Origin of the sequence: Thermomonas sp. (assembly GCF_046293095.1) — a bacterium.
Taxonomy (GTDB): domain Bacteria; phylum Pseudomonadota; class Gammaproteobacteria; order Xanthomonadales; family Xanthomonadaceae; genus Thermomonas.
On the sequence record NZ_JBKBPN010000003.1, the window covers coordinates 153,536 to 172,189 of the forward strand.

Consider the following 18,654-nt stretch of genomic DNA (forward strand, 5'->3'; position numbering starts at 1 on the left):
GGCGTTGGTTGCCCCATCTTCCTCCCCGCCACTGGCGAAGCACGGGCCGGAGGTCATGCCGTTGGCTGCCGGTTTCGTCGCGCGTCACACCGCCTTCGTCGCCCCACCCCTTCCGCCCCTGGCCCGCCCCGCTATGCTCGCGGCCATCCCGGAGTTGGCCCATTGCCATGTTCAAGCGTCTGTTCTTCCTGCTGCGCATCACCGTTGCCTGGGGCCTCGCAGTGATGCTGGTGGTCGGCGTCTACTCCAGCCTGCCGCTGATCGGTCAGCTGGAGTTCCCGGCCGTGCTGTTCACCCTGTTCACCATGGGCCTGGTGGTCGCCGGCGCGTTTTCGCACCTGCACCGGGTACGCCTGGTGGCCGGCCGGGTGGACAACGAAACCCTGGACAACCGCCAGAAGCGGGTCATCGAGATCCCGTTGGAAGCCGGCGAGGCCTTCGACGTGGTCGAGGCCGCGGTGCGCGGGCTGCCCGGCGCCGAGGGCGTGCAGGCCGCGCGCGACAGCCTGCAGGTGCGCGCCAAGATCGCCCGCCCGCACCTGTATGGCGAGCCGCCGCTGCGGCGCTGGAACCCGCTGCTGTGGTTCGCGCCCGACCACAACCAGCTGCAGGCCACGGTCACCCCGGCCGGTGACAGCGGCCGCGTCACCCTGATCTGCGAACCCGAAAGCCCCGCCTGGAGCGACTGGTTCCTGGTCGATGACGGCACCAACTTCGAGAACGCCGAGGCCGTGGCCCGCGCCATCACCCGCCGCATCGGCGAGCGCCGCCGCAGCGAGCAGGCCAGCGCCGCGCAGACCGCGACCGAGAAAGAGCTCACCGAAGCCAAGCTGCACCTGCTGCACGCGCAGGTCGAGCCGCACTTCCTCTACAACACGCTGGCCAGCGCCCAGCTGCTCACCCGCAGCGACCCGGCCCGGGCCGAGGCGATGCTGGGCCACCTGATCCAGTACCTGCGCCGCTCGCTGCCCAATGCCGAGGACGACATGTCCACGCTGGGCATGGAGCTGGAACGCGCGCTGGCCTACCTGGAGATCCTGAAGATCCGCATGGGCGACCGCCTTGGAGTGCAGGTGGACGTGCCGCAGGCGCTGCGCACCACCCCGCTGCCGGCGATGATGCTGCAGACGCTGGTGGAGAACGCGATCAAGCACGGCCTGGAGCCGCGCACCGGCGGCGGCACCGTGTGGATCCGCGCCCGCCGCGACGACGACGGCAAGATCGCGGTGACGGTGGCCGATGACGGCGAGGGCTTCAACACCCAGACCAGCGGCACCGGCATCGGCCTGAAGAACGTGCGCGAGCGCTTGCGCCTGCGCTATGCCGGCGAGGCCAGCCTGTCGGTCATCGCCAACTTCCCCAGCGGCGTCGCCGCCACCATCACGGTCCCGTCGAACGGAGCCCGCCATGACTGAAACCGCGCCCGCCAAGACCTGGACCTGCGTCGTGGCCGAGGACGAAGCCCTGCTGCGACAGGCGCTGGTGGCCGACCTCAAGCGCGCGTGGCCGGCCTTGCAGGTGCTGGCCGAATGCGAGGATGGCGCCAGCGCAGTGGAGGCATTGGCCGAACACCAGCCCGACGTTGCCTTCCTCGACATCCGCATGCCCGGCCTGACCGGCCTGGAGGTGGCGCGCATCGCCACCGAAGCCAGCCCGCGCACCCACATCGTGTTCGTCACTGCGTACGACCAGTACGCCATCGACGCCTTCGAACACGGCGCCGTCGATTACCTGCTCAAGCCGGTCAAGCCCGAGCGCCTCGCCGCCACCCTGGAACGCCTGCAGGCGCGCGAGGCGCAGCCGGACACGGCGGCGCTGGCGGCGCTGCTGGACAGGCTGGGCGCGCTGCCCAAGGCTGCCGGCGCGGTGGAGCCGCTGACCTGGCTGACCGCCAGCGCCGGCCGCGAAACCCGGTTGGTGCTGGTGGACGACGTGCTGTATTTCCGCGCCGACCAGAAGTACACCACCGTGGTCACCGCCGAGGGCGAGGCGCTGCTGCGCAGCTCCCTGCGCGAACTGCTGCCAAGGCTCGACGGCAACACGTTCAAGCAGATCCACCGCTCCACCATCGTCAACCTGAAGGCCATCGCCGGGATCGTCCGCGACGACAGCGGGCGCGGCACCGTGCGCCTGAAGCATCGCCCGGAAACGCTGACCGTGAGCCAGCCGTTCATGGCGCTGTTCAAGCATATGTAGCCGCGTCCGTTCCGGCGGAGGCGCCGCGCCCGTATCCACATCCGTATCCACCACAGCGGCGCGCCTCCCGCGCGACGCGCAATCCGCGAGACATTCCCATGGCCGAGCTCGTCATGTTTGCCCGACTGCTGCTTTCCCCGCTGCTGCTGATTCTCTCGTCCTGCGGCCCCGGCGGCACCACCTACAGCAACCGCGTCGACAGCAACGGGCACGATGTGCTGTACAGCAAGGCGCGGGTGAAGGACGGCGTGGCGCGTTTCGAATGCAAGGCCAGCGACAGCGGCAGCTGCCACTACACGCTGTACCCGGACGCCTGCGCCGGCAAGGCGGATTGCACGCTGGCGCCGCTGCAACGCTTCAGCGTGGCGCGCGGGCAGACGCGCCAGATCGCGGGGCTCGATGCGTTCCGTGTCTGCGTCGGCACCGACGCACGCGCCTTGCGCGCGGATTGCGCACCGGCCACCGACGACAGCAAGGCGCCATGATCCAAGGACGTGGCGCGGTGCATGGCCCACCACGCCAGCGCAAGCACGGCCTGGCATCGAACGGGGGCCGTGCGCGCCTCGTGGCGTTGCCCGGACGCCTCATGCCGCCATGCCTGCGCCGCCCTACCATGGGCGCATGAACTATCTCGCCCACGCCTGGCTGGCGCGGCACTCGGACGACGCGATCCTGGGTGCCCTGCTGGGCGATTTCGTGTTTGGCCAGAGCGCGCTGGCGGATTGGCCGCCGGCCGTGCGCGCAGAGATCCTCCGGCACCGGCGGATCGACCGCTATACCGATAACCACCCCGCAGTGGTGGCCATGCGCATGCGCTTTGGCGGGTTGCGCCGCTATGCCGGCATCGTGCTGGACGTGTATTTCGATCACTGCCTGGCGCGCGAGTGGTGGCGCTGGAACGACGCCCCGCTGGACGCCTTCACCGGCCGGATCTACCGCCTCCTGGACGAGCGGCGCGGGCGGCTGCCGCCGCGTCTGGCGGCGCTGGCCCCGCGCATGGCCGCGCATGACTGGCTGGGATCGTATGCCCGGCGCGAGAGCGTGGACGCTGCGGTACGCGGCATCTCGACCCGGCTTTCGCGCAATGGCGATCGGCTGGTGGCCTGCCTGGATGTCCTGCGCCGCGACGAGGCTGCGGCGCAGCAGGCGTTCGACGCATTCTGGCCGGACCTGGTGGTTGCCGCGGCGCGGCTGCGGGACGGGCACTTCGGACAGCCCGACGCCGTTGGCCCGTGGGATGCCGGTCGCGTTCTCAGTCGGCCAGCACCAGCGTCATCGGCCGGCCCTGGCGGAGCACCTTGAACGTCACAGGCTGGTCCGGCTTCAGGGCCCGCCAATACGCCTGGACGTCCTTGGCCTTGTGCCCCGGAACCGGCTGCGCGTTGATCTGCAGGATCTCGTCACCCTGCTGCAACTTGCAGTCGAATCCCGCCTTGGTCGATTTCATCGAGCGTACGGTGAGCTTGTCCAGGGTCGGATTCAGGAAAAACCCGCTGGTCACCGGATGGATGTCCAGCTTGCAGTTCCCCGCATGCCCCGCGAGCGGCAGGAGGAGGAGGCTCACGACGCTGGCGGCAAGGCGGGGAATCTTCATCGGGCGGAATGGGGCTTGTCTGGAGAATGTGGGCAGGACAATACGGGGTTTACCGCCTCAGCGGCAGCGGAACAGGGCGGGCTGCGAGGTCACATAGCTGCGGGTGCGGACGTAGCCGCTGCTGCGGCCGTAGCCGACGCCGAATTCGCGCTCACCGCGTGGACGCGGCTCGAAGGTGGTGGCTGCGGGGCTGCGCGGCAGGTGGCGACGCTCGGCGACATGGACGGGGCGGGGGATCGAGTGGGTGGACATGACAGGCTCCTGAACTGGTGTGCTGGTAATGTAGTACACCATTATCCCGAAGCACATGGGTAGGAAGTCATACCGCGGAATGCAGCCAGCGTGGGTTCAGTTACGCTGCCCGCCGAACCCGCCTCTGGCTCTTACGGAGATGCCGAATGCCCCGTCCGATCTCCCTCCTGACCGCCTGCGGCCTGCTGCTGGCCACCGCCTGGGCGCACGCCGGCACGCCGACTGCCCGCGTGCGGGTGGCCTTCGACCGGGGCGGCGAAACCGCCGTCCAGGCCGAGGGGCTGGCCGATGTGGCCGCGGGCCGGGCCCTGACCGCGGATGATCCCGCGCGCATCGCGTCCATCAGCAAGCTGGTCACCACCATCGGCGTGCTGCGGCTGGTGGAAGCCGGCCAGCTGGATCTCGACGCCGACGTGTCCACCCTGCTGGGTACCCCGCTGCGCAACCCCGCCTTCCCGGACGTACCGATCACCCTGCGCATGCTGCTGTCGCACACCTCCAGCCTGACGGATGCCGCCGGCTACTGGAACGTGCCGCTGGGCGAGGACATCCGCAGCATCACCGCCCAGCCCCAAGCCTGGGACGCCGCCCACGCGCCCGGCACCTTCTTCCGCTACACCAACCTCAATTTCCCGCTGGTGGCGCAGCTGATGGAGCGCGCCACCGGCGAGCGCTTTGACCGCCTGATGCGGCGGCTGGTGCTGTTTCCGCTCAGGCTGGATGCCGGTTTCAACTGGTCCGGCAGCAGCAACGCCGCGTTGGCCCGCGCGGTGGTGCTGTACGACGCCGACGGCCAGCCGCAGAAGGACAACTTGCACGGCCAGCGCCCCGCCTGCCTGGTGATCGCCGCCCGCGACGGCAGTTGCGATCTGGCCCGCTGGCAACCCGGCACCAACGGCACCCTGTTCTCGCCGCAGGGGGGGCTGCGCATCTCCGCACGCGACCTGGCGCGCATCGGCCGGATGCTGCTCAACGACGGCACCCTGGACGGCGTGCGGATCCTCCGCCCCGCCTCGGTGGCACTGCTGGCCACGCCGGTGTGGCGCTTCAAGGGCGACAACGGCGTGACCGGCGAGGAGGACGAGCCTGACCGCGGCGGCGTCTTCTGCGCCTACGGCCTGGCCACGCAGCATCTGGCGCAGGGCAATGGCACCACCTGCCGGGACGATCTGTTCGGTGACGGCCGCCCGCGCATCGGCCACAGCGGCAATGCCTACGGCCTGCTGTCGGGGCTGTGGATCGACCGGGACGCAGGCACCGGCGTCGCCTACTTCGCCACCGGGGTGGCCAATGACGGCAATGGTGCCCACTCCAATTTCACCATCACCGAGGAACAGGCCGCCTCCGGCTGGTGAAGCCACCGGCGCCGGTCGCGGCCACGGCAGCGCGGCCGCAGGCCGCCGCGCGCCGGCCCCACTGCCGCGGCGCGTCGCACTTGGACGCTGCGCGGCAACCGGTTATCGTGATCCGCATCATGAGCGCCCTTGCCCGAAGCCCCGCTGCCCACGCCCCCGCTTGCGCCCTGGTCGTCGATGACGAGCGCGACATCCGCGAACTGCTGGTGCTGACCCTGGGCCGGATGGGATTGAAGTGCGACACCGCGTCCTCGCTGCAGGACGCCCGCGCCCTGCTCAAACGCAACCAGTACGCCCTGTGCCTCACCGACATGCGGCTGGCCGACGGTTCCGGCATCGAGCTGGTGCAGGAAATCTCCCAGCTCTACGCCCAGACCCCGGTGGCCATGATCACCGCGTTCGGCAACCAGGAAGCCGCGGTAGAGGCACTGAAGGCCGGCGCCTTCGACTTCGTCAGCAAGCCGGTGGACCTGGCGGTGCTGCGCGGACTGGTGCAGCACGCCCTCAAGCTGGCACCCCCGCACCGGCCCGGCGATGGCCCCGGCAGGGCCACCGGCCCCGCCCCCAATGCCGTGGCCGCCCGCCTGCTGGGGCAGTCGTCGGTCATGGCGGACCTGCGCGCCACGCTGGGCAAGGTGGCCCGCAGCCAGGCGCCGGTGTACATCGCCGGCGAGTCCGGGGTCGGCAAGGAGCTGGTGGCCCGCACCATCCATGACGAGGGCGCCCGCGCCGGCGGCCCGTTCGTCCCGGTCAACTGCGGCGCCATCCCGGCCGAGCTGATGGAAAGCGAGTTCTTCGGCCACAAGAAGGGCAGCTTCACCGGTGCCCACGCCGACAAGACCGGCCTGTTCCAGGCCGCCGAGGGCGGCACCCTGTTCCTGGATGAGATCGCCGAGCTGCCGATGTCGATGCAGGTCAAACTGCTGCGCGCCATCCAGGAGAAGTCGGTGCGGCCGGTGGGCGCCAACGCCGAGGTGCCGGTGGACGTGCGCATCCTCTCGGCCACCCACAAGAACCTGGCGGCGCTGGTGGAGGAGGGCAAGTTCCGCCACGACCTGTACTACCGCATCAACGTGATCGAGCTGCGCGTGCCGCCGCTGCGCGACCGCCGCGAGGACCTGCCGGTGCTGGTGGACGCCATCCTCAGCCGGCTGGCCTCCGCCCAGGGCCGGCTGCGCCCGGTGCTGCACGCCGACGCCATGGAAGCGCTGGCGCATTACACCTTCCCCGGCAACGTGCGCGAACTGGAGAACATCCTGGAGCGCGCCTTCGCCCTGGCCGACGACGACGGCATCCGCGCCAGCGACCTGCGCCTGCCGGAAAACCGCCCGGCACCACCGCTGCCCGCGCAGGCCACTGCCGCCGCGGCCAGCCTGGACCCCACCCTGGTGGACCCCCGCGAATCCGCCACCAGCGCCCTGCCCAGCTTCATCGAGGAGATCGAGCGCAAGGCCATCGAGCAGGCGCTGCAGGACAACCGCTACAACAAGACCAAGGCCGCCGCACAGCTGGGCATCACCTTCCGCGCCCTGCGCTACAAGCTCAAGAAACTGGGCATCGATTGACCCTGCACCCGCCCGGCCGCCAGGCTTCCCAGCGCCCCGCTGGCGGGCGGGCGCCGGAGGAATCTCCGAACAAGCAGGAGACTCCTCAGGCCAAGGACGGCAGGCCACCCATCGATCTCGCAAGCAATGGGGTCGCGTGAGCCGCGCCGGACGGAGATGTACCGGGCGCGGCGCGGGCCAGCAGCACCAGGATGGCATTGTTCAGACCTTCCCAACCGGGCGCCGCCACAGGCGTCCAACGCAGTGCGCTGGCCAGGCATGCCGGAGGCCGCCTGCGCCACCGCCGGCCCGCTTCCGCGTGACGAAGGGCCGCAACCGACGCAGCCTGACACAAATCGTCACTTATTGACGCTAATCGTCAATCCTTCCGCGCCTCGCTCCCGCGCCAGACTGTGACGAACATCGCAAAACCGCGCTCCCCGCCCAAATGGCCGCGTTTGGCACGATTCCTGCGTTATAACTCCCGCACGTGTCACCGCGCCCGTGTCGGGACCGGTACCGGCGGGCAACGCAGCACGTGAACCACCCAACCCAAACCCTAGGGGAACACCATGAACAAGCAGCAAGGCTTCACCCTGATCGAACTGATGATCGTGGTTGCGATCATCGCCATCCTGGCCGCCATCGCGCTGCCGGCGTACAACAACTACCGCATCCGTTCGGCCGAAGGCGCTTGCCAGGCCGAAGCCAAGGCCTACATGAACTCGGCCGTCTCGGCGCTGATGTCCAGCATGACCGTTGCTGCCCCGACCGCCAAGGCGTGCACCGCGCCCACTACGCCCATCAGCTCGATCACCGGCACCACCAGCTTCACCCCGAAGTCGCCGGGCACCAGCCCCACCGTGTGCAACAACTCGACCGCCACCTGCACGATGACCCCGTCAGTCTGATCCAGACCCACGGCATTCGCCAGCGTGGCACCAAGAGGCCCCTCTCCGAGGGGCCTCTTTCTTTTCCTCCTCCGCACCACCTTCGCTGCCTCTGCGCCCGCTGCTGGCATGACTCTTGCTGGCAATTCTCCGATACAAGCGTCGCCACGCCATTTCCTCGGGGATCCAGACAATGCACCGCACCAGCCGCGGCTTCACGATGATCGAACTGATGATCGTGGTCGCGATCATCGCCATCCTCGCCGCCATCGCGCTCCCGGCCTACAACAGCTACCGGATCAAGTCCGCCGAGAACGCCTGTCTCGCGGAGATGAAGAACTACGCGCAGTTCGCGCTGGCCGCTATCTACACCAGCTCGCCAATCGCAGCCCCACCCCGGAAGGCCTGCCAAAGCGCGGACACCGCAACCAACTTCGTCACGCCAATCACCGGCACACCCAAGACCCCAGGCGTTGCCATGACGACCTGCGACATGCACACCGCCAACTGCTCGCTCTGACACAACCGCAGAGCCGCTGGCTTCCCCCGCAAGCGGCAGGCAACAGATTCACGGGACATGCAGAGGTGGGGAGGATCGACGATACTCGGGCCATTCGTCGCCACCCCCTCTGCCTATACATGACGCCATCCACGCGCGGCTTCCTGATCCTGACTCTCCTGCTCGCCGCGCTTGCCGGACTGGTCTTCATGCCGGGACTGCCCGGCGGCTTCGTCTTCGACGACGCCTACAACATCGTCCAGAACCCGGGACTGCAGTTGCGCTCGCTCCAACCCGGCGCCGTGATGGATGCGATGTTCAGCGCCCAGCCCGGCAGCGCCACCCGCGTCCTGCCGATGCTGACGTTTGCCTTGGACTACTTCCGGGCCGGGGGGATGGACCCCGCGACCTTCAAGGCCACGAACATCGGCATCCACATGCTGACCGCGGTGGTGCTCGCTTTCTTCCTGCGCACACTGTTCGCCGCCGCCAGCGTGCCGGAACGGCGGGCGCACTGGATGGCCCTGGCCCTGGCCACCGCGTGGGCCGTGCATCCGCTGCAGGTCTCGTCGGTGCTGTACGTCGTACAGCGCATGCAGACCCTGTCGACACTGTTCCTGCTACTGGCCCTGTGGAGCTACCTGCGCGCACGCATGGCCCAGCGCCAGGGACAGCCCGGGCGCGCTGGCTGGCTGGTGGCCGGCATGCTGTGGGCCGTCGCCTTCAGCTGCAAGGAGGACGCCATCGCGCTGCCAGCATATACGCTGGCCTTGGAGCTGACGATCCTCCGGTTCGATGCCCAAGACCCCGCACTGGCACGCGCGTTGCGCCGCGGCTACCTGGCCGCCGGACTCCTGGGCCTGGCGCTGTATCTGCTGGTCGTCGTGCCCTTCTTCTGGTCGTGGGACCATTACCCGACCCGTGACTTCTCCAGCCTCGAACGGCTGCTGTCGCAGGGACGCGTACTGTGCATGTATCTGGGCCAGATCCTGCTGCCACTGCCCTCGCACCTGCCGTTCTACTACGACTGGCTGGCACCCTCCCGGGGCCTCCTGTCGCCATGGACGACTCTGGCCTCCCTGCTGGTACTGGCGACCCTGTTGGCTACCGCTTGGGTCCTGCGCCGCCGTCGGCCGCTGTTCGCCCTGGGCGTGCTGCTGTTCTTCGCGGGCCACTTCGTCACCAGCAATGTGATCGGGCTGGAACTGGCGTTCGAGCACCGCAACCATTTCCCGATGATCGGCATCCTGCTGGCGGTGGGTGACCTGCTGATGTTGGCCGCCAGCCGCCTCCGGTTCGGCAAGTCGTCCGCTCTCATCACCTGCGTGCTGGCACTGGCGGCACTGGCGGGGACCACGATGGTGCGGGCCCGCTCGTGGAACAGCGAGTTGGCGCTGGCCACCACCAGCACCCAGCTGGCACCCGCCTCCGCCCGGGCGTGGAACTCGCTGTGCGTGGTGCAGTTCGAACTCGGCGGCGGCGCACGGGCGGACAACCCCAACCTGGACAAGGCCATCGCCGCCTGCGACAAAGCCGCCGAGGTCGGGCAGGACTCCATCAAGAGCCTGACCAACATCATCGCGTTCAAGGCCCTGCGCGGCCCCGTGCCAGAGGCGGACTGGGACCGCTACTTGGCGCGGCTGCGCAAGGTGACGATGACCCCGGACAACGCCTCCTCGGTCTGGGTGATCCTCAACCGCGCGCGCGACGGCATGCCAGTGAACGGCGAGAAGATGCTGGAGGCCATCGGCATCATCAACCAGCGCGCGCGGTTCAAGCCCATCGAGGCCGCAGCCATGGGCTACTTCATCCTGGGTCACACCGGCACCCCGGACCGGGCCTACCCCTACTTTGCACAAGCGGTCCTGGAAACCCGGGACCCGGCGTTCGCCGCCAGCCTGATCGACGACCTCCGCAAGGAAGGCCGTTCGGCATGGGCCGACCAACTATCCCAGCAGCTGCGCAGCGCCGACACCGCCGGCGGACGCCCCCGATAACCCCGCACCCAAGAGCAGCCGCCCCTGTGGCCACCAAGCAGATCCGCACCCCCGCCGACCTCGCCATCCACGGCGCGCCCCCTGCCTTCGAGGCGCCGCTGCACGTTGGGCGCCCCAACCTATGCAACCGCGACGCCTTCCTGGCGCGGGTCGGTAGCATCCTGGACAACCAGTGGCTGACCAACAACGGCCCAGTGGTGCAGGAATTTGAAGAGCGCATCGCCCGGTATCTGGGCGTCAAGCACTGCGTGGCCATGTGCAACGGCACCATCGCGCTGGAAATCGCCATCCGCGCACTGGGCCTGCAAGGCGAAGTGATCGTCCCGTCGTGGACTTTCGTCGCCACTGCCCACGCCCTGTACTGGCAGGGCATCACCCCGGTGTTCGCCGACATCGACCCGGCGACCCACAACCTGGATCCAGCCGCCGTGCGCCGCATGATCACGCCGCGCACCACCGGCATCATCGGCGTGCATGTGTGGGGGCGCGCCGCGCCCATCGACGCGCTACAGGCGATCGCCGACGAGCATGGCCTGAAGCTGATGTTCGATGCCGCACACGCCTTCGGCAGCAGCTACCGCGGTCAGAGCATCGGCCGCTTCGGCGCCTGCGAGGTCTTCAGCTTCCACGCAACCAAGGCCTTCAACACCATGGAAGGCGGCGCCGTCACCACCAACGACGACACGCTGGCGGACGCCCTGCGGCTGATGCGCAACTTCGGCTTCAAGGGCTACGACAACGTCGTGCACCCCGGCACCAACGGCAAGATGATCGAAGTGTGCGCCGCGATGGGGCTGGCCAACCTGGACGGGTTCGACGCCATCGTCAAGGCCAACACGCGCAACCATGCCGCCTACAAAGCGGCGCTAGCCGGCATCCCCGGCGTGCGCCTGCTGGACTACGACCCCGCCGAGCGCAACAGCCACCACTACATCGTGGCGGAGATCGGCCCGGACTGCCCGGCCAGCCGCGACGCCATCGTCGCCGCGCTGCACGCCGAAAACGTGCTGGCCCGCAAATACTTCTGGCCCGGCTGCCACGGCATGCAGCCGTATCGGGATCTGTTCCCGCATGCCGGGCTGGTTCTGCCTCAAACCGAACGGGTCGCAAGCGAGGTGGTCGTCCTGCCCAATGGCTTTGCTGCAAATGAGACTGTAATTTCTACCATCGCCAGCACCATCAAGACACTCGCGGAATACCTAACAAAGTAATGCCAACACCCTTATGAAGGCCGCACCCAAGAAGCTTTATATTTTTGGCGCTGGAGGATTCGGCCGAGAGGTCGCTTGGCTCGCGCAACAAATCTACGTAGGGGGAGTGGACATCGCGTTTGTTGTCGACCATGCGCAACACATGGGCCCACCCATCCACGGGATTGAGTTAAAACATCTAAGTCAGACGAATTTTACCCGAGACACATACTTTGTTGTCGCAGTCGGAAATCCACATTCTCGCCGCACCATCGCAGAAAAAATGGCTTTTGCAGGCCATAAACCAATAACCCTAATTCACCCTAACGTCTTGACCTCGCAGCACGTGGATATCGGCGCAGGAACCATCATCTGCGCGAACAGCGTTATTACTTGCGACATAAAAATCGGACACCACGTCCATATAAATCTTGCATGCACTATTGGACACGATGTTGAGATTGGCAATTATTCGACTATTTCCCCAGGCGTAAACATTTCTGGAAACGTGCACATCGGACGCGAAGTATTCATCGGCACCAACGCCTGCCTCATCAACGGCAATGCCGACAAACCCTTGGTGATCGGCGATGGCGCAGTGATTGCGGCGGGAGCCTGCGTGACGCGGGATGTGCCTGCCGGCGCCATGGTGGCCGGCGTTCCGGCCGAACGTAAGCGATGACGACACGCCGCCAGATGCAGCCCGGTCGTCACGTTAGCTTTGACGTCGCACGATGCGACACGCACGCACGCGGCTGAGATGACCACGTCGACCGACCTCAGCCGCCGCGCCACGCACGCCGTCTGGTGGAGCGCTCTCGAGATCGGCACCCGCTATGGCGTGCAGTTCGCGGTCACGATGGCGCTGGCCCGCCTGCTCACGCCCGCCGATTTCGGCCTGATGGCGATGCTGCTGGTCTTCACCACCTTCGCGGCGCTGCTGGTGGAGGGCGGCTTGGGCACCGCGCTGGTGCAGAAGCAGGCCAGCACCGACAACGACGAGACCAGCGTTTTCCTAGTGAACCTGGGCGCGGGGTGCGCGCTGGCGTTGGCCCTGTGGGCGCTGGCGCCGGGGATTGCGCGGTTCTACGCGCAGCCCGCGCTGTCACCTCTGTTGCAGGCGCTGGTGTGGCTGCTGCCGCTGGGCGCGTTGGCCACCGTGCCGAATGCCCTGCTGACCCAGCAACTGGATTTCCGCCGGCGCGCGGGCGCGGAACTGCTGGCCTCGGTGGGGTCCGGGGCCGTGGCCCTGTGGCTGGCCTGGCGCGGCCACGGCGTGTGGAGCCTGGCTTGGCAGGCACTGGTGGGGGCGGCGCTGCGCGCGGCGCTGCTGTGGTGGCTGTCGGGGTGGCGGCCGCGTGGCCGCTACGACCGCGCCGCGTTTGCAGGCCTGTTCCGCTTCGGCGGCTACCTGCTACTGGCCAATGCCCTGTCGGTGGGTGCCCTGCGCCTGCAGTCGCTGCTGCTGGGCCGGCTGTTCGATGCGCGCACGCTGGGCGTGTACGCCATGGCGCAGGACACCCAGCAGGCGCCGGCGCAGCTGGCCAGCGCCCTACTGAACCGGGTGGGATTGCCGATGTTCGCCAGCGTGGCGGACCAGCCAGCCAAGCTGGCCGGGGCACTGCGCCTGTCACTGCGCCTGTCGATGTTCGTGTTCGCGCCGTGCATGGCGGGGCTGGCCGTGGTGTCCGCACCGCTGGTCCGGCTGCTGTACGGCCCGCAGTGGGGCGAGGCGGCCCCACTGCTGTCCGTGCTGGCGCTGGCCGCCCTGTTCTGGCCGCTGCACGTGTTGAACCTGGCGGCGCTGGGTGCGCTGGGCCGATCGGACCTGATCCTGAAACTGGAAGTGGCAAAGGCGGCGGTGACCATCCCGCTGGTGGCCGTTGCCAGCCCGTTCGGCGCGCAGCCGGTGGCTTGGGCCGCACTGGCGGCCAGCCTGGCCTGCGTCTGGATCAACACCCGCCATGCGCACCGCCTGCTGGACTGCGGGCTGCGCGTGCAGCTGCGGGACCTGCGCCCCATCCTGCTGCTGACGCTGGCGGCCAGCGCCTCGGCTTGGGGGGTACTGGCGCTGGCCGGGCACGCACCGTGGGCGCTGGGTCTGGCCGTCGCTGCGGCGATCACTACCTACGCACTGGGCGCCGTGATGTTGCGCCTGCAAGCGTGGCAGGACCTGCTGGAGTTCCTGCGCACTCTGCGGGCCGGCTTGGCGCCCACCAACGGAGGCCTGCGCGCATGACCGGGCCGACCATCTGCGTCTGCGTGGTGACCTACAACCAGCGCGACTACATCGAACACTGTCTGCGCAGCATCCTGGACCAGGTCGTGGACGCGGAGGTGCGGGTACTGGTGGGCGACGACGGCTCGACCGACGGCACCAGCGATATCATCCAGATGCTGGTGGCGGAATACGGCCCGCGCCTGCTGCACTTGCGGCGCGAACAGAACCTGGGGCCCTTCCCGAACCTGCGGGACCTGCTGATGCGCGCCGAGGGCGAGTTCATCGCACGGGTCGACGGGGACGACTACTGGCTGCCCGGCAAGCTGGCACGCCAACTGGCCTACCTGCAGCGCCACCCTGACTGCAGTGCCGTGTACACCAACGCCCTGACGGTGGACGAGTATGGGCAGCCGCTTGGTGTATTCAACGATTTGGGTGACGTCCGGCTTGACCTGGCCACCCTGCTGCGCCGGGGCAACGCGTTGAACAACAGTTCGGTGCTGTACCGGGCCTGCCACGGCACGGGCTGGCACGCAGGCGAGCAGATCGATTACCAGATCCACCTGTGGCTGGCCCGCCATGGCTGGCTGGGCCACATCGGCGAGCCGCTGGCGGGGTATCGCGTGAGCACGCACGGATCGCTGGTGCTGAGCGCCAACGAACGCGTCCGCGCACTGTACTGGCAAGCGATCCAGAGCGTGCCGCGATCGCTGGTCACTGACGCGGATTACGCCCGCGGCATCACCGATTTCCTGCGTCGAGTTTGCCTGCGCGCCGCACGCACCCGGGACTGGCCGTTGCTGCGCCGCTGGGCAGGCGTGGTCTATGCAGACTCTCCGTACGGGGCGCTGCGAACCAGCCTGTTGCTGGCCGGCAACCTGGCACGCACCCTTGCACGACTTGCGCTGGCCCGCCTTGGCCGTGCGATGGGCCGCGTCGTGGGCCGCCGGGTGCCGGCGGTCCTCTACCCACATTGAGAGAACACACGCCCGATGGCACTGCATCCGGGAAAACTGATCGCATACGGGCTGGCCGGCTGGATCCCCGGCGGGCGGCGGCATTGTGTTGCCTGCCGGCAGGCGGTGTGGCGCTTCATGCCCTATCGGAAGGGATCGCGCGGACTGCCTCCGCTGATGCGGGCGCTATCGATCGTTGGCAGCGACGTGGACCACTTCGAATGTCCGCGCTGCGGTGCCCATGACCGCGAACGCCACCTGCTGCTGTACATGCAGGCCAGCGGCCTGCTCGATGCGTTGACAGGCGCCACGGTGGTCCACTTCGCGCCGGAGAAGCGACTGGCGCGCGTAATCGCCGACCGGCAGCCCGACATCCACGTGCGCTGCGATCTCTACCCCACGACTCCCCCGACATCCAGCGCGTGGATATCCAGCGCATGCCGTTCGCCGACGACAGCGTCGACCTGTTGCTGGCCAACCACGTGCTGGAGCACGTCGATGCCCCCGACGTGGCCCTGGCCGAGATCCACCGCGTCCTCAAACCCGGCGGCCACGCAATCCTGCAAACCCCTTACAGCGCGAAGCTGCATGCCACGTGGGAGGACGCGGGCGTGGACACGCCGGAGGCACGGTTGCAGGCGTACGGCCAGGAGGACCACGTCCGCCTGTTCGGGCGGGACATTGTTGAGCGCTTCGCGGCCTCGGGGCTTGTCCCTAGGGTGCAGACCCACGAGATCCTGCTGCCCGGGTGCGATGCGGTGCGCCAAGGGGTGAACCCTGCCGAACCGTTCTTCCTGTTCGGCAAGGCGGACTGACCCCACCGCTCAGCGCAGGCTGGGCACGCCGTGCCGGACCAGCATCACCAGCTTGCGGGGCAGCAGCACGAAAGGCCGGAAATAGTCCCGCAACGTGATGGCCCGCCCGCGCTGCACGCGCTGGCGTTCCGCCCGCAGGAAGCCACGTTGCCGGACCGTCTGGAGCACGGCGTTGGCGTAGATCTCCCGCCACGCCCGCAGGTCCCGCTTCAACAGCGCCAGGACCAGGCCCTCACCCAGCAGCAGCGCGACATGCAGCAACAGCAGCGGCAACGCCACGATTCCCGGCGTGCAGATGCACAGCGCCGCGGTCTTGTTGCGCTCGCTCAATGCGCGCCGCCGGTAGGTGGACCGCAGCTTGCCGCCATCGACACGGTTGCCCCCGAAACTGGCCCCTTGGCGATGCAGGTAGCCGCTGCGCGACGCCACGCGGACCGGCATGCCGTGCAGCCGTGCGGCGCAGCACAGGAACACGTCTTCCGCCAGCGACCCGAACGTCTCCGGAAAGCCGCCCAGCACCTGCCAGCGCGCACGCGGCAGGAACAAGCACGCACCGATGACCATGGCCACGTCGGCGCGACCGGGGTCGAGGTTCGGCACGGGGTTGTAGAAGGGGTCCAGCAGGCAGCCCCGATCCACCAGATCGCCGGTCTCCCAATCGAACTGCGGCAATGACAGAACGCCCGCCGTCGACAAGCCGCCTGCATCGGCCAGCAGGACGGAGATGGCATCGCGGAACAGGGCGGCATCGTTATTCAGCAGCAGCACGAACTCACCGCGCGCATGCGCCACCATGCGGTTGTTGGCGATGCAGAAGCCCACGTTGCTTTCGGAGGCCAGCAGTTCGACGCCCGGGTAGCGGCTCTGAATCCAGTCCACGGAGCCATCGCTGGAGGCATCGTCGTGGACGATGATCTCGATCGGCACGTCGATGTCCTGCGACAGCACCGATGCAAGGCAATCCTCCAGCACGCCCACGCCGTTGTAATTGGCGATGCAGACGGAGACCACGGGCCGTTCGGGCCGTGACGCGGCGGGGAAGTACTGCAGGCCGCCCATGGCATCAGTCCTGCGTCGCGGGAAGACCGGGCACCGGCCGGCGGGTATCCGGCAGGAGCGCCGCCCACAGCCGGTCCTCGAACCGCGGCCATGCAAACCCTTCCGCAAACGCTCGCGCGGACTCACGGAGCCGGGACGTGGGCGGCTGCAGCAAGGCCACGACCGCCGAAGACAGGGCGGGATAGTCGGCATTCGCGACCAGCCGTCCGGAGACGCCGTCTTGGACAGCATCGACAACGCCGCCTACGGCGAACGCCACCGTGGGCAATCCGTGCGCCGCCGCTTCGATCGCCACCATGCCGAACCCTTCGGGATCGCCCGGCAGCTCGATCACGGGAAAGACATGGACGCTGGCGGCCTCGTAGGCACAGGCCAGCTCCGCATCATCCACGCCGCCGAGAAACCGGAGATGCCCGCCAATGCCAGCGGCCTCTGCTTCCGCCTGGATGCTGTCGCGGGTCTGCATCCCGGGCAGCAACGAATCCCTGGCGACGTCGCCGACCACCACCAGCAACGTATCGGGCATCTCGCGGATGATGGCAGGCAATGCCTCGCGGACGAATTCGCGCAGTCCTTTCCGCCTGGTCAATCGCCCAACGGAGAGCAGCAGGGGCGCGTCGCCCAGCCCATGTCGCTCGCGGAAGGCGCGCAGTGCAGCCGGGGTTTGCGCCGTGGCAGGCAACGCCACTCCGGGCGACACGACCTGCACGGCGCCGGCATCGACGCCAATGTCCCGGACGAGGGCAGCCGTCGGGCGGCTGTTGGCGACCACGACATCCATCCGCCGCAGCACTGGATGCCAGAGCATGCGGTAGACCGGATGCCGCACGGCGACGTCCAGCCCATGCACATAGACCGCCGCCCGCGCACCGCACGCGCGGGCAGCCAGCCAGGCGGCTGGCGCGGTCAAGCCGCTGCCGGCCAGCACCAGCGCCGGCCGGTGCCGGCGAGCCAGGCGGCACGCCTGCCAGGCGGATCCCAGGAGGAACCGCCACAAGGGACGCAGCGGCACTTCCTGCACGTCGACATCGGCCGGCTTGCCGGCACCGGAGCCGACCGGGCCCACCACCTGCACATGCGCGCGGCGCGACAGCCCGTCCGCAATGTGCCAGTTCAAGCGCTCCATGCCACCCACAAGCGGCGGCAAATTGCGGGTGACATGCAGGATGCGATACGGGCGCACCCGCTCAGCCATCGCGCCGATACGTCAGGTTGGTGATCTGTTCGGACACCAGCCCGATCAAGAAAACGATCACCGCGGCGCTGATCAGCAGCATGCTCATGTTGGTGAAGCGGGCGCTCTCGTGGAACGTCCAGGCATACCACCCCATGCCAGCCAGGAAGAACGCCGCCGCCGTGGGCGCGAACAGCTTGAGCGGCGAATACAGGCTGGCGATCTTGAAGATGATCAGCAAAAAGCGGATTCCATCCTTGAATGGACGGATGTGGCTGCCGTTGCCCACCCGCTTGGCCACCGGGATCGGCACATAAGCCACCGGATAGGCGCTGCGGAAGAACGCCATGGTGCAAGTGGTGGGGTAGCTGAAGCCGTTGGGCAGCAGATGCAGGAATTCTTTGAACTTGTCAGCGCGCACGGCGCGGAAGCCGGAGGTGAGGTCGGCGATGTGGTGTCCGGTCATCCAACTGGCCAGGCGGTTGTAGAAGGCGTTGGCCAGCCCGCGCTGCAGGTTGGCCTGGCCCTCTCGGCTGCGCGCACCCACCACCATGTCGTAGCCATCATCCAACCGGGCCAGCAGCGCAGGCACGTGCTCTGCGGCATGCTGGCCATCGGCATCCATGAAGACCAGCACTTCGCCGCTGGCGGCGCGCGCCCCGCGCTTGATGGCGGCACCGTTTCCCATGGAATAGGGCGAGGACAGCACCCGGGCGCCGGCGCCGGCGGCAACGGCCGCGGTGTCATCGGTGGAGCCGTCGTCCACGACCAGGAGTTCCGCATCGGGAAACCGGGCGCGCAAGGCCGGCAGCGTGCGCCGCAGGCCCTCCGCTTCGTTCTTTGCAGGCAGGATGATGCTGATGGTCGGCACGCGGTCCCCTCCGGTGGCTGCGCCCATGGTAACCGGCCCGG

Annotated in this window: 19 protein-coding genes and 1 pseudogene; 14 read left to right on the top strand and 6 right to left on the bottom strand. The window is 68.3% G+C overall.

The window, feature by feature from the left end; genetic code table 11:
* Positions 1-167 precede the first annotated feature (167 nt).
* From ACK4SG_RS06840 to ACK4SG_RS06855, 4 genes are all read left to right on the top strand, one after another.
* Complete coding sequence (locus ACK4SG_RS06840) at positions 168-1,415, top strand: sensor histidine kinase (RefSeq protein ID WP_409600982.1); 1,248 nt, start codon at positions 168-170, stop codon at positions 1,413-1,415.
* Positions 1,408-2,196 (top strand): LytR/AlgR family response regulator transcription factor, encoded by a 789-nt coding sequence (locus tag ACK4SG_RS06845; RefSeq protein WP_409600983.1) that lies wholly within the window; start codon positions 1,408-1,410, stop codon positions 2,194-2,196. The genes ACK4SG_RS06840 and ACK4SG_RS06845 overlap by 8 nt, the downstream gene beginning before the upstream one ends.
* A 98-nt stretch (positions 2,197-2,294) precedes the next feature.
* Positions 2,295-2,681, top strand: a complete 387-nt coding sequence (locus ACK4SG_RS06850; protein WP_409600984.1) for a hypothetical protein — start codon at positions 2,295-2,297, stop codon at positions 2,679-2,681.
* Positions 2,682-2,817: 136 nt separating this feature from the next.
* Positions 2,818-3,498 carry an ACP phosphodiesterase gene (locus ACK4SG_RS06855; protein ID WP_409600985.1) on the top strand — a complete coding sequence of 227 codons (681 nt, stop codon included), beginning with the start codon at positions 2,818-2,820 and terminating at the stop codon, positions 3,496-3,498.
* On the opposite strand, the gene ACK4SG_RS06860 is transcribed toward ACK4SG_RS06855, so the two are convergent.
* Together ACK4SG_RS06860 and ACK4SG_RS06865 are read right to left on the bottom strand one after the other, a co-directional pair.
* Entirely contained in the window at positions 3,449-3,790 is a 342-nt protein-coding gene (locus ACK4SG_RS06860) for a PDZ domain-containing protein (RefSeq protein ID WP_409600986.1), read from the bottom strand. The two genes, ACK4SG_RS06855 and ACK4SG_RS06860, sit on opposite strands and share 50 nt — an antisense overlap.
* Positions 3,791-3,847: 57 nt before the next feature.
* Positions 3,848-4,042, bottom strand: a complete 195-nt coding sequence (locus ACK4SG_RS06865) for a hypothetical protein (RefSeq protein WP_409600987.1) — start codon at positions 4,040-4,042, stop codon at positions 3,848-3,850.
* A 146-nt stretch (positions 4,043-4,188) separates the two neighbouring features.
* Here ACK4SG_RS06865 and ACK4SG_RS06870 point away from each other — a divergent pair, with 146 nt between their 5' ends.
* From ACK4SG_RS06870 to ACK4SG_RS06910, 9 genes and pseudogenes are all read left to right on the top strand, one after another.
* On the top strand, positions 4,189-5,397 hold the full coding sequence (locus tag ACK4SG_RS06870; protein ID WP_409600988.1) for a serine hydrolase domain-containing protein: 1,209 nt from the start codon (positions 4,189-4,191) through the stop codon (positions 5,395-5,397).
* 119 nt (positions 5,398-5,516) lie between these two features.
* Positions 5,517-6,962, top strand: coding sequence for a sigma-54-dependent transcriptional regulator (locus ACK4SG_RS06875; RefSeq protein ID WP_409600989.1), 1,446 nt, complete (start codon positions 5,517-5,519; stop codon positions 6,960-6,962).
* Between the two features lie 551 nt (positions 6,963-7,513).
* A complete protein-coding gene (locus ACK4SG_RS06880) occupies positions 7,514-7,852 on the top strand; it encodes a prepilin-type N-terminal cleavage/methylation domain-containing protein (protein ID WP_409600990.1) in 339 nt (112 codons plus the stop codon).
* 172 nt (positions 7,853-8,024) lie between these two features.
* A pseudogene (locus tag ACK4SG_RS06885) lies at positions 8,025-8,127 on the top strand (prepilin-type N-terminal cleavage/methylation domain-containing protein); the annotation flags it as partial.
* A gap of 343 nt (positions 8,128-8,470) precedes the next feature.
* Entirely contained in the window at positions 8,471-10,327 is a 1,857-nt protein-coding gene (locus ACK4SG_RS06890) for a hypothetical protein (protein ID WP_409600991.1), read from the top strand.
* Between the two features lie 26 nt (positions 10,328-10,353).
* Positions 10,354-11,538 carry a DegT/DnrJ/EryC1/StrS family aminotransferase gene (locus tag ACK4SG_RS06895; RefSeq protein WP_409600992.1) on the top strand — a complete coding sequence of 395 codons (1,185 nt, stop codon included), beginning with the start codon at positions 10,354-10,356 and terminating at the stop codon, positions 11,536-11,538.
* Between the two features lie 13 nt (positions 11,539-11,551).
* The gene (locus ACK4SG_RS06900; protein ID WP_409600993.1) at positions 11,552-12,199 is read left to right on the top strand and encodes an acetyltransferase; all 648 of its coding nucleotides are present in this window, start codon (positions 11,552-11,554) and stop codon (positions 12,197-12,199) included.
* A gap of 78 nt (positions 12,200-12,277) precedes the next feature.
* A complete protein-coding gene (locus ACK4SG_RS06905) occupies positions 12,278-13,756 on the top strand; it encodes a lipopolysaccharide biosynthesis protein (RefSeq protein WP_409600994.1) in 1,479 nt (492 codons plus the stop codon).
* On the top strand, positions 13,753-14,715 hold the full coding sequence (locus tag ACK4SG_RS06910) for a glycosyltransferase (RefSeq protein WP_409600995.1): 963 nt from the start codon (positions 13,753-13,755) through the stop codon (positions 14,713-14,715). The genes ACK4SG_RS06905 and ACK4SG_RS06910 overlap by 4 nt, the downstream gene beginning before the upstream one ends.
* A gap of 165 nt (positions 14,716-14,880) precedes the next feature.
* Here the strand turns inward: ACK4SG_RS06910 and ACK4SG_RS06915 are convergent, their stop codons facing one another.
* Positions 14,881-15,072, bottom strand: a complete 192-nt coding sequence (locus tag ACK4SG_RS06915) for a hypothetical protein (RefSeq protein ID WP_409600996.1) — start codon at positions 15,070-15,072, stop codon at positions 14,881-14,883.
* A 5-nt stretch (positions 15,073-15,077) separates the two neighbouring features.
* Here ACK4SG_RS06915 and ACK4SG_RS06920 point away from each other — a divergent pair, with 5 nt between their 5' ends.
* A complete protein-coding gene (locus ACK4SG_RS06920) occupies positions 15,078-15,509 on the top strand; it encodes a class I SAM-dependent methyltransferase (protein ID WP_409601347.1) in 432 nt (143 codons plus the stop codon).
* Between the two features lie 9 nt (positions 15,510-15,518).
* Here the strand turns inward: ACK4SG_RS06920 and ACK4SG_RS06925 are convergent, their stop codons facing one another.
* The 3 genes from ACK4SG_RS06925 to ACK4SG_RS06935 are packed head-to-tail and all read right to left on the bottom strand — an operon-like array spanning position 15,519 to position 18,613.
* Entirely contained in the window at positions 15,519-16,568 is a 1,050-nt protein-coding gene (locus tag ACK4SG_RS06925) for a glycosyltransferase family 2 protein (protein ID WP_409600997.1), read from the bottom strand.
* Positions 16,569-16,572: 4 nt separating this feature from the next.
* Entirely contained in the window at positions 16,573-17,763 is a 1,191-nt protein-coding gene (locus tag ACK4SG_RS06930) for a glycosyltransferase family 4 protein (protein WP_409600998.1), read from the bottom strand.
* On the bottom strand, positions 17,756-18,613 hold the full coding sequence (locus tag ACK4SG_RS06935) for a glycosyltransferase (protein ID WP_409600999.1): 858 nt from the start codon (positions 18,611-18,613) through the stop codon (positions 17,756-17,758). Before ACK4SG_RS06935 ends, ACK4SG_RS06930 begins: the two co-directional genes overlap by 8 nt.
* Between the last annotated feature and the right edge of the window lie 41 nt (positions 18,614-18,654).

What these genes read in the sequence shown, in the direction of transcription:
- ACK4SG_RS06880 (WP_409600990.1), top strand. Translation starts at nt 7,514, where the DNA reads ATGAACAAGCAGCAAGGCTTCACCCTGATCGAACTGATGATCGTGGTT.
- ACK4SG_RS06930 (WP_409600998.1), bottom strand. Translation starts at nt 17,763, where the DNA reads ATGGCTGAGCGGGTGCGCCCGTATCGCATCCTGCATGTCACCCGCAAT.
- ACK4SG_RS06905 (WP_409600994.1), top strand. Translation starts at nt 12,278, where the DNA reads ATGACCACGTCGACCGACCTCAGCCGCCGCGCCACGCACGCCGTCTGG.
- ACK4SG_RS06925 (WP_409600997.1), bottom strand. Translation starts at nt 16,568, where the DNA reads ATGGGCGGCCTGCAGTACTTCCCCGCCGCGTCACGGCCCGAACGGCCC.
- ACK4SG_RS06855 (WP_409600985.1), top strand. Translation starts at nt 2,818, where the DNA reads ATGAACTATCTCGCCCACGCCTGGCTGGCGCGGCACTCGGACGACGCG.
- ACK4SG_RS06845 (WP_409600983.1), top strand. Translation starts at nt 1,408, where the DNA reads ATGACTGAAACCGCGCCCGCCAAGACCTGGACCTGCGTCGTGGCCGAG.
- ACK4SG_RS06890 (WP_409600991.1), top strand. Translation starts at nt 8,471, where the DNA reads ATGACGCCATCCACGCGCGGCTTCCTGATCCTGACTCTCCTGCTCGCC.
- ACK4SG_RS06865 (WP_409600987.1), bottom strand. Translation starts at nt 4,042, where the DNA reads ATGTCCACCCACTCGATCCCCCGCCCCGTCCATGTCGCCGAGCGTCGC.
- ACK4SG_RS06850 (WP_409600984.1), top strand. Translation starts at nt 2,295, where the DNA reads ATGGCCGAGCTCGTCATGTTTGCCCGACTGCTGCTTTCCCCGCTGCTG.
- ACK4SG_RS06840 (WP_409600982.1), top strand. Translation starts at nt 168, where the DNA reads ATGTTCAAGCGTCTGTTCTTCCTGCTGCGCATCACCGTTGCCTGGGGC.
- ACK4SG_RS06860 (WP_409600986.1), bottom strand. Translation starts at nt 3,790, where the DNA reads ATGAAGATTCCCCGCCTTGCCGCCAGCGTCGTGAGCCTCCTCCTCCTG.
- ACK4SG_RS06900 (WP_409600993.1), top strand. Translation starts at nt 11,552, where the DNA reads ATGAAGGCCGCACCCAAGAAGCTTTATATTTTTGGCGCTGGAGGATTC.
- ACK4SG_RS06875 (WP_409600989.1), top strand. Translation starts at nt 5,517, where the DNA reads ATGAGCGCCCTTGCCCGAAGCCCCGCTGCCCACGCCCCCGCTTGCGCC.
- ACK4SG_RS06910 (WP_409600995.1), top strand. Translation starts at nt 13,753, where the DNA reads ATGACCGGGCCGACCATCTGCGTCTGCGTGGTGACCTACAACCAGCGC.
- ACK4SG_RS06870 (WP_409600988.1), top strand. Translation starts at nt 4,189, where the DNA reads ATGCCCCGTCCGATCTCCCTCCTGACCGCCTGCGGCCTGCTGCTGGCC.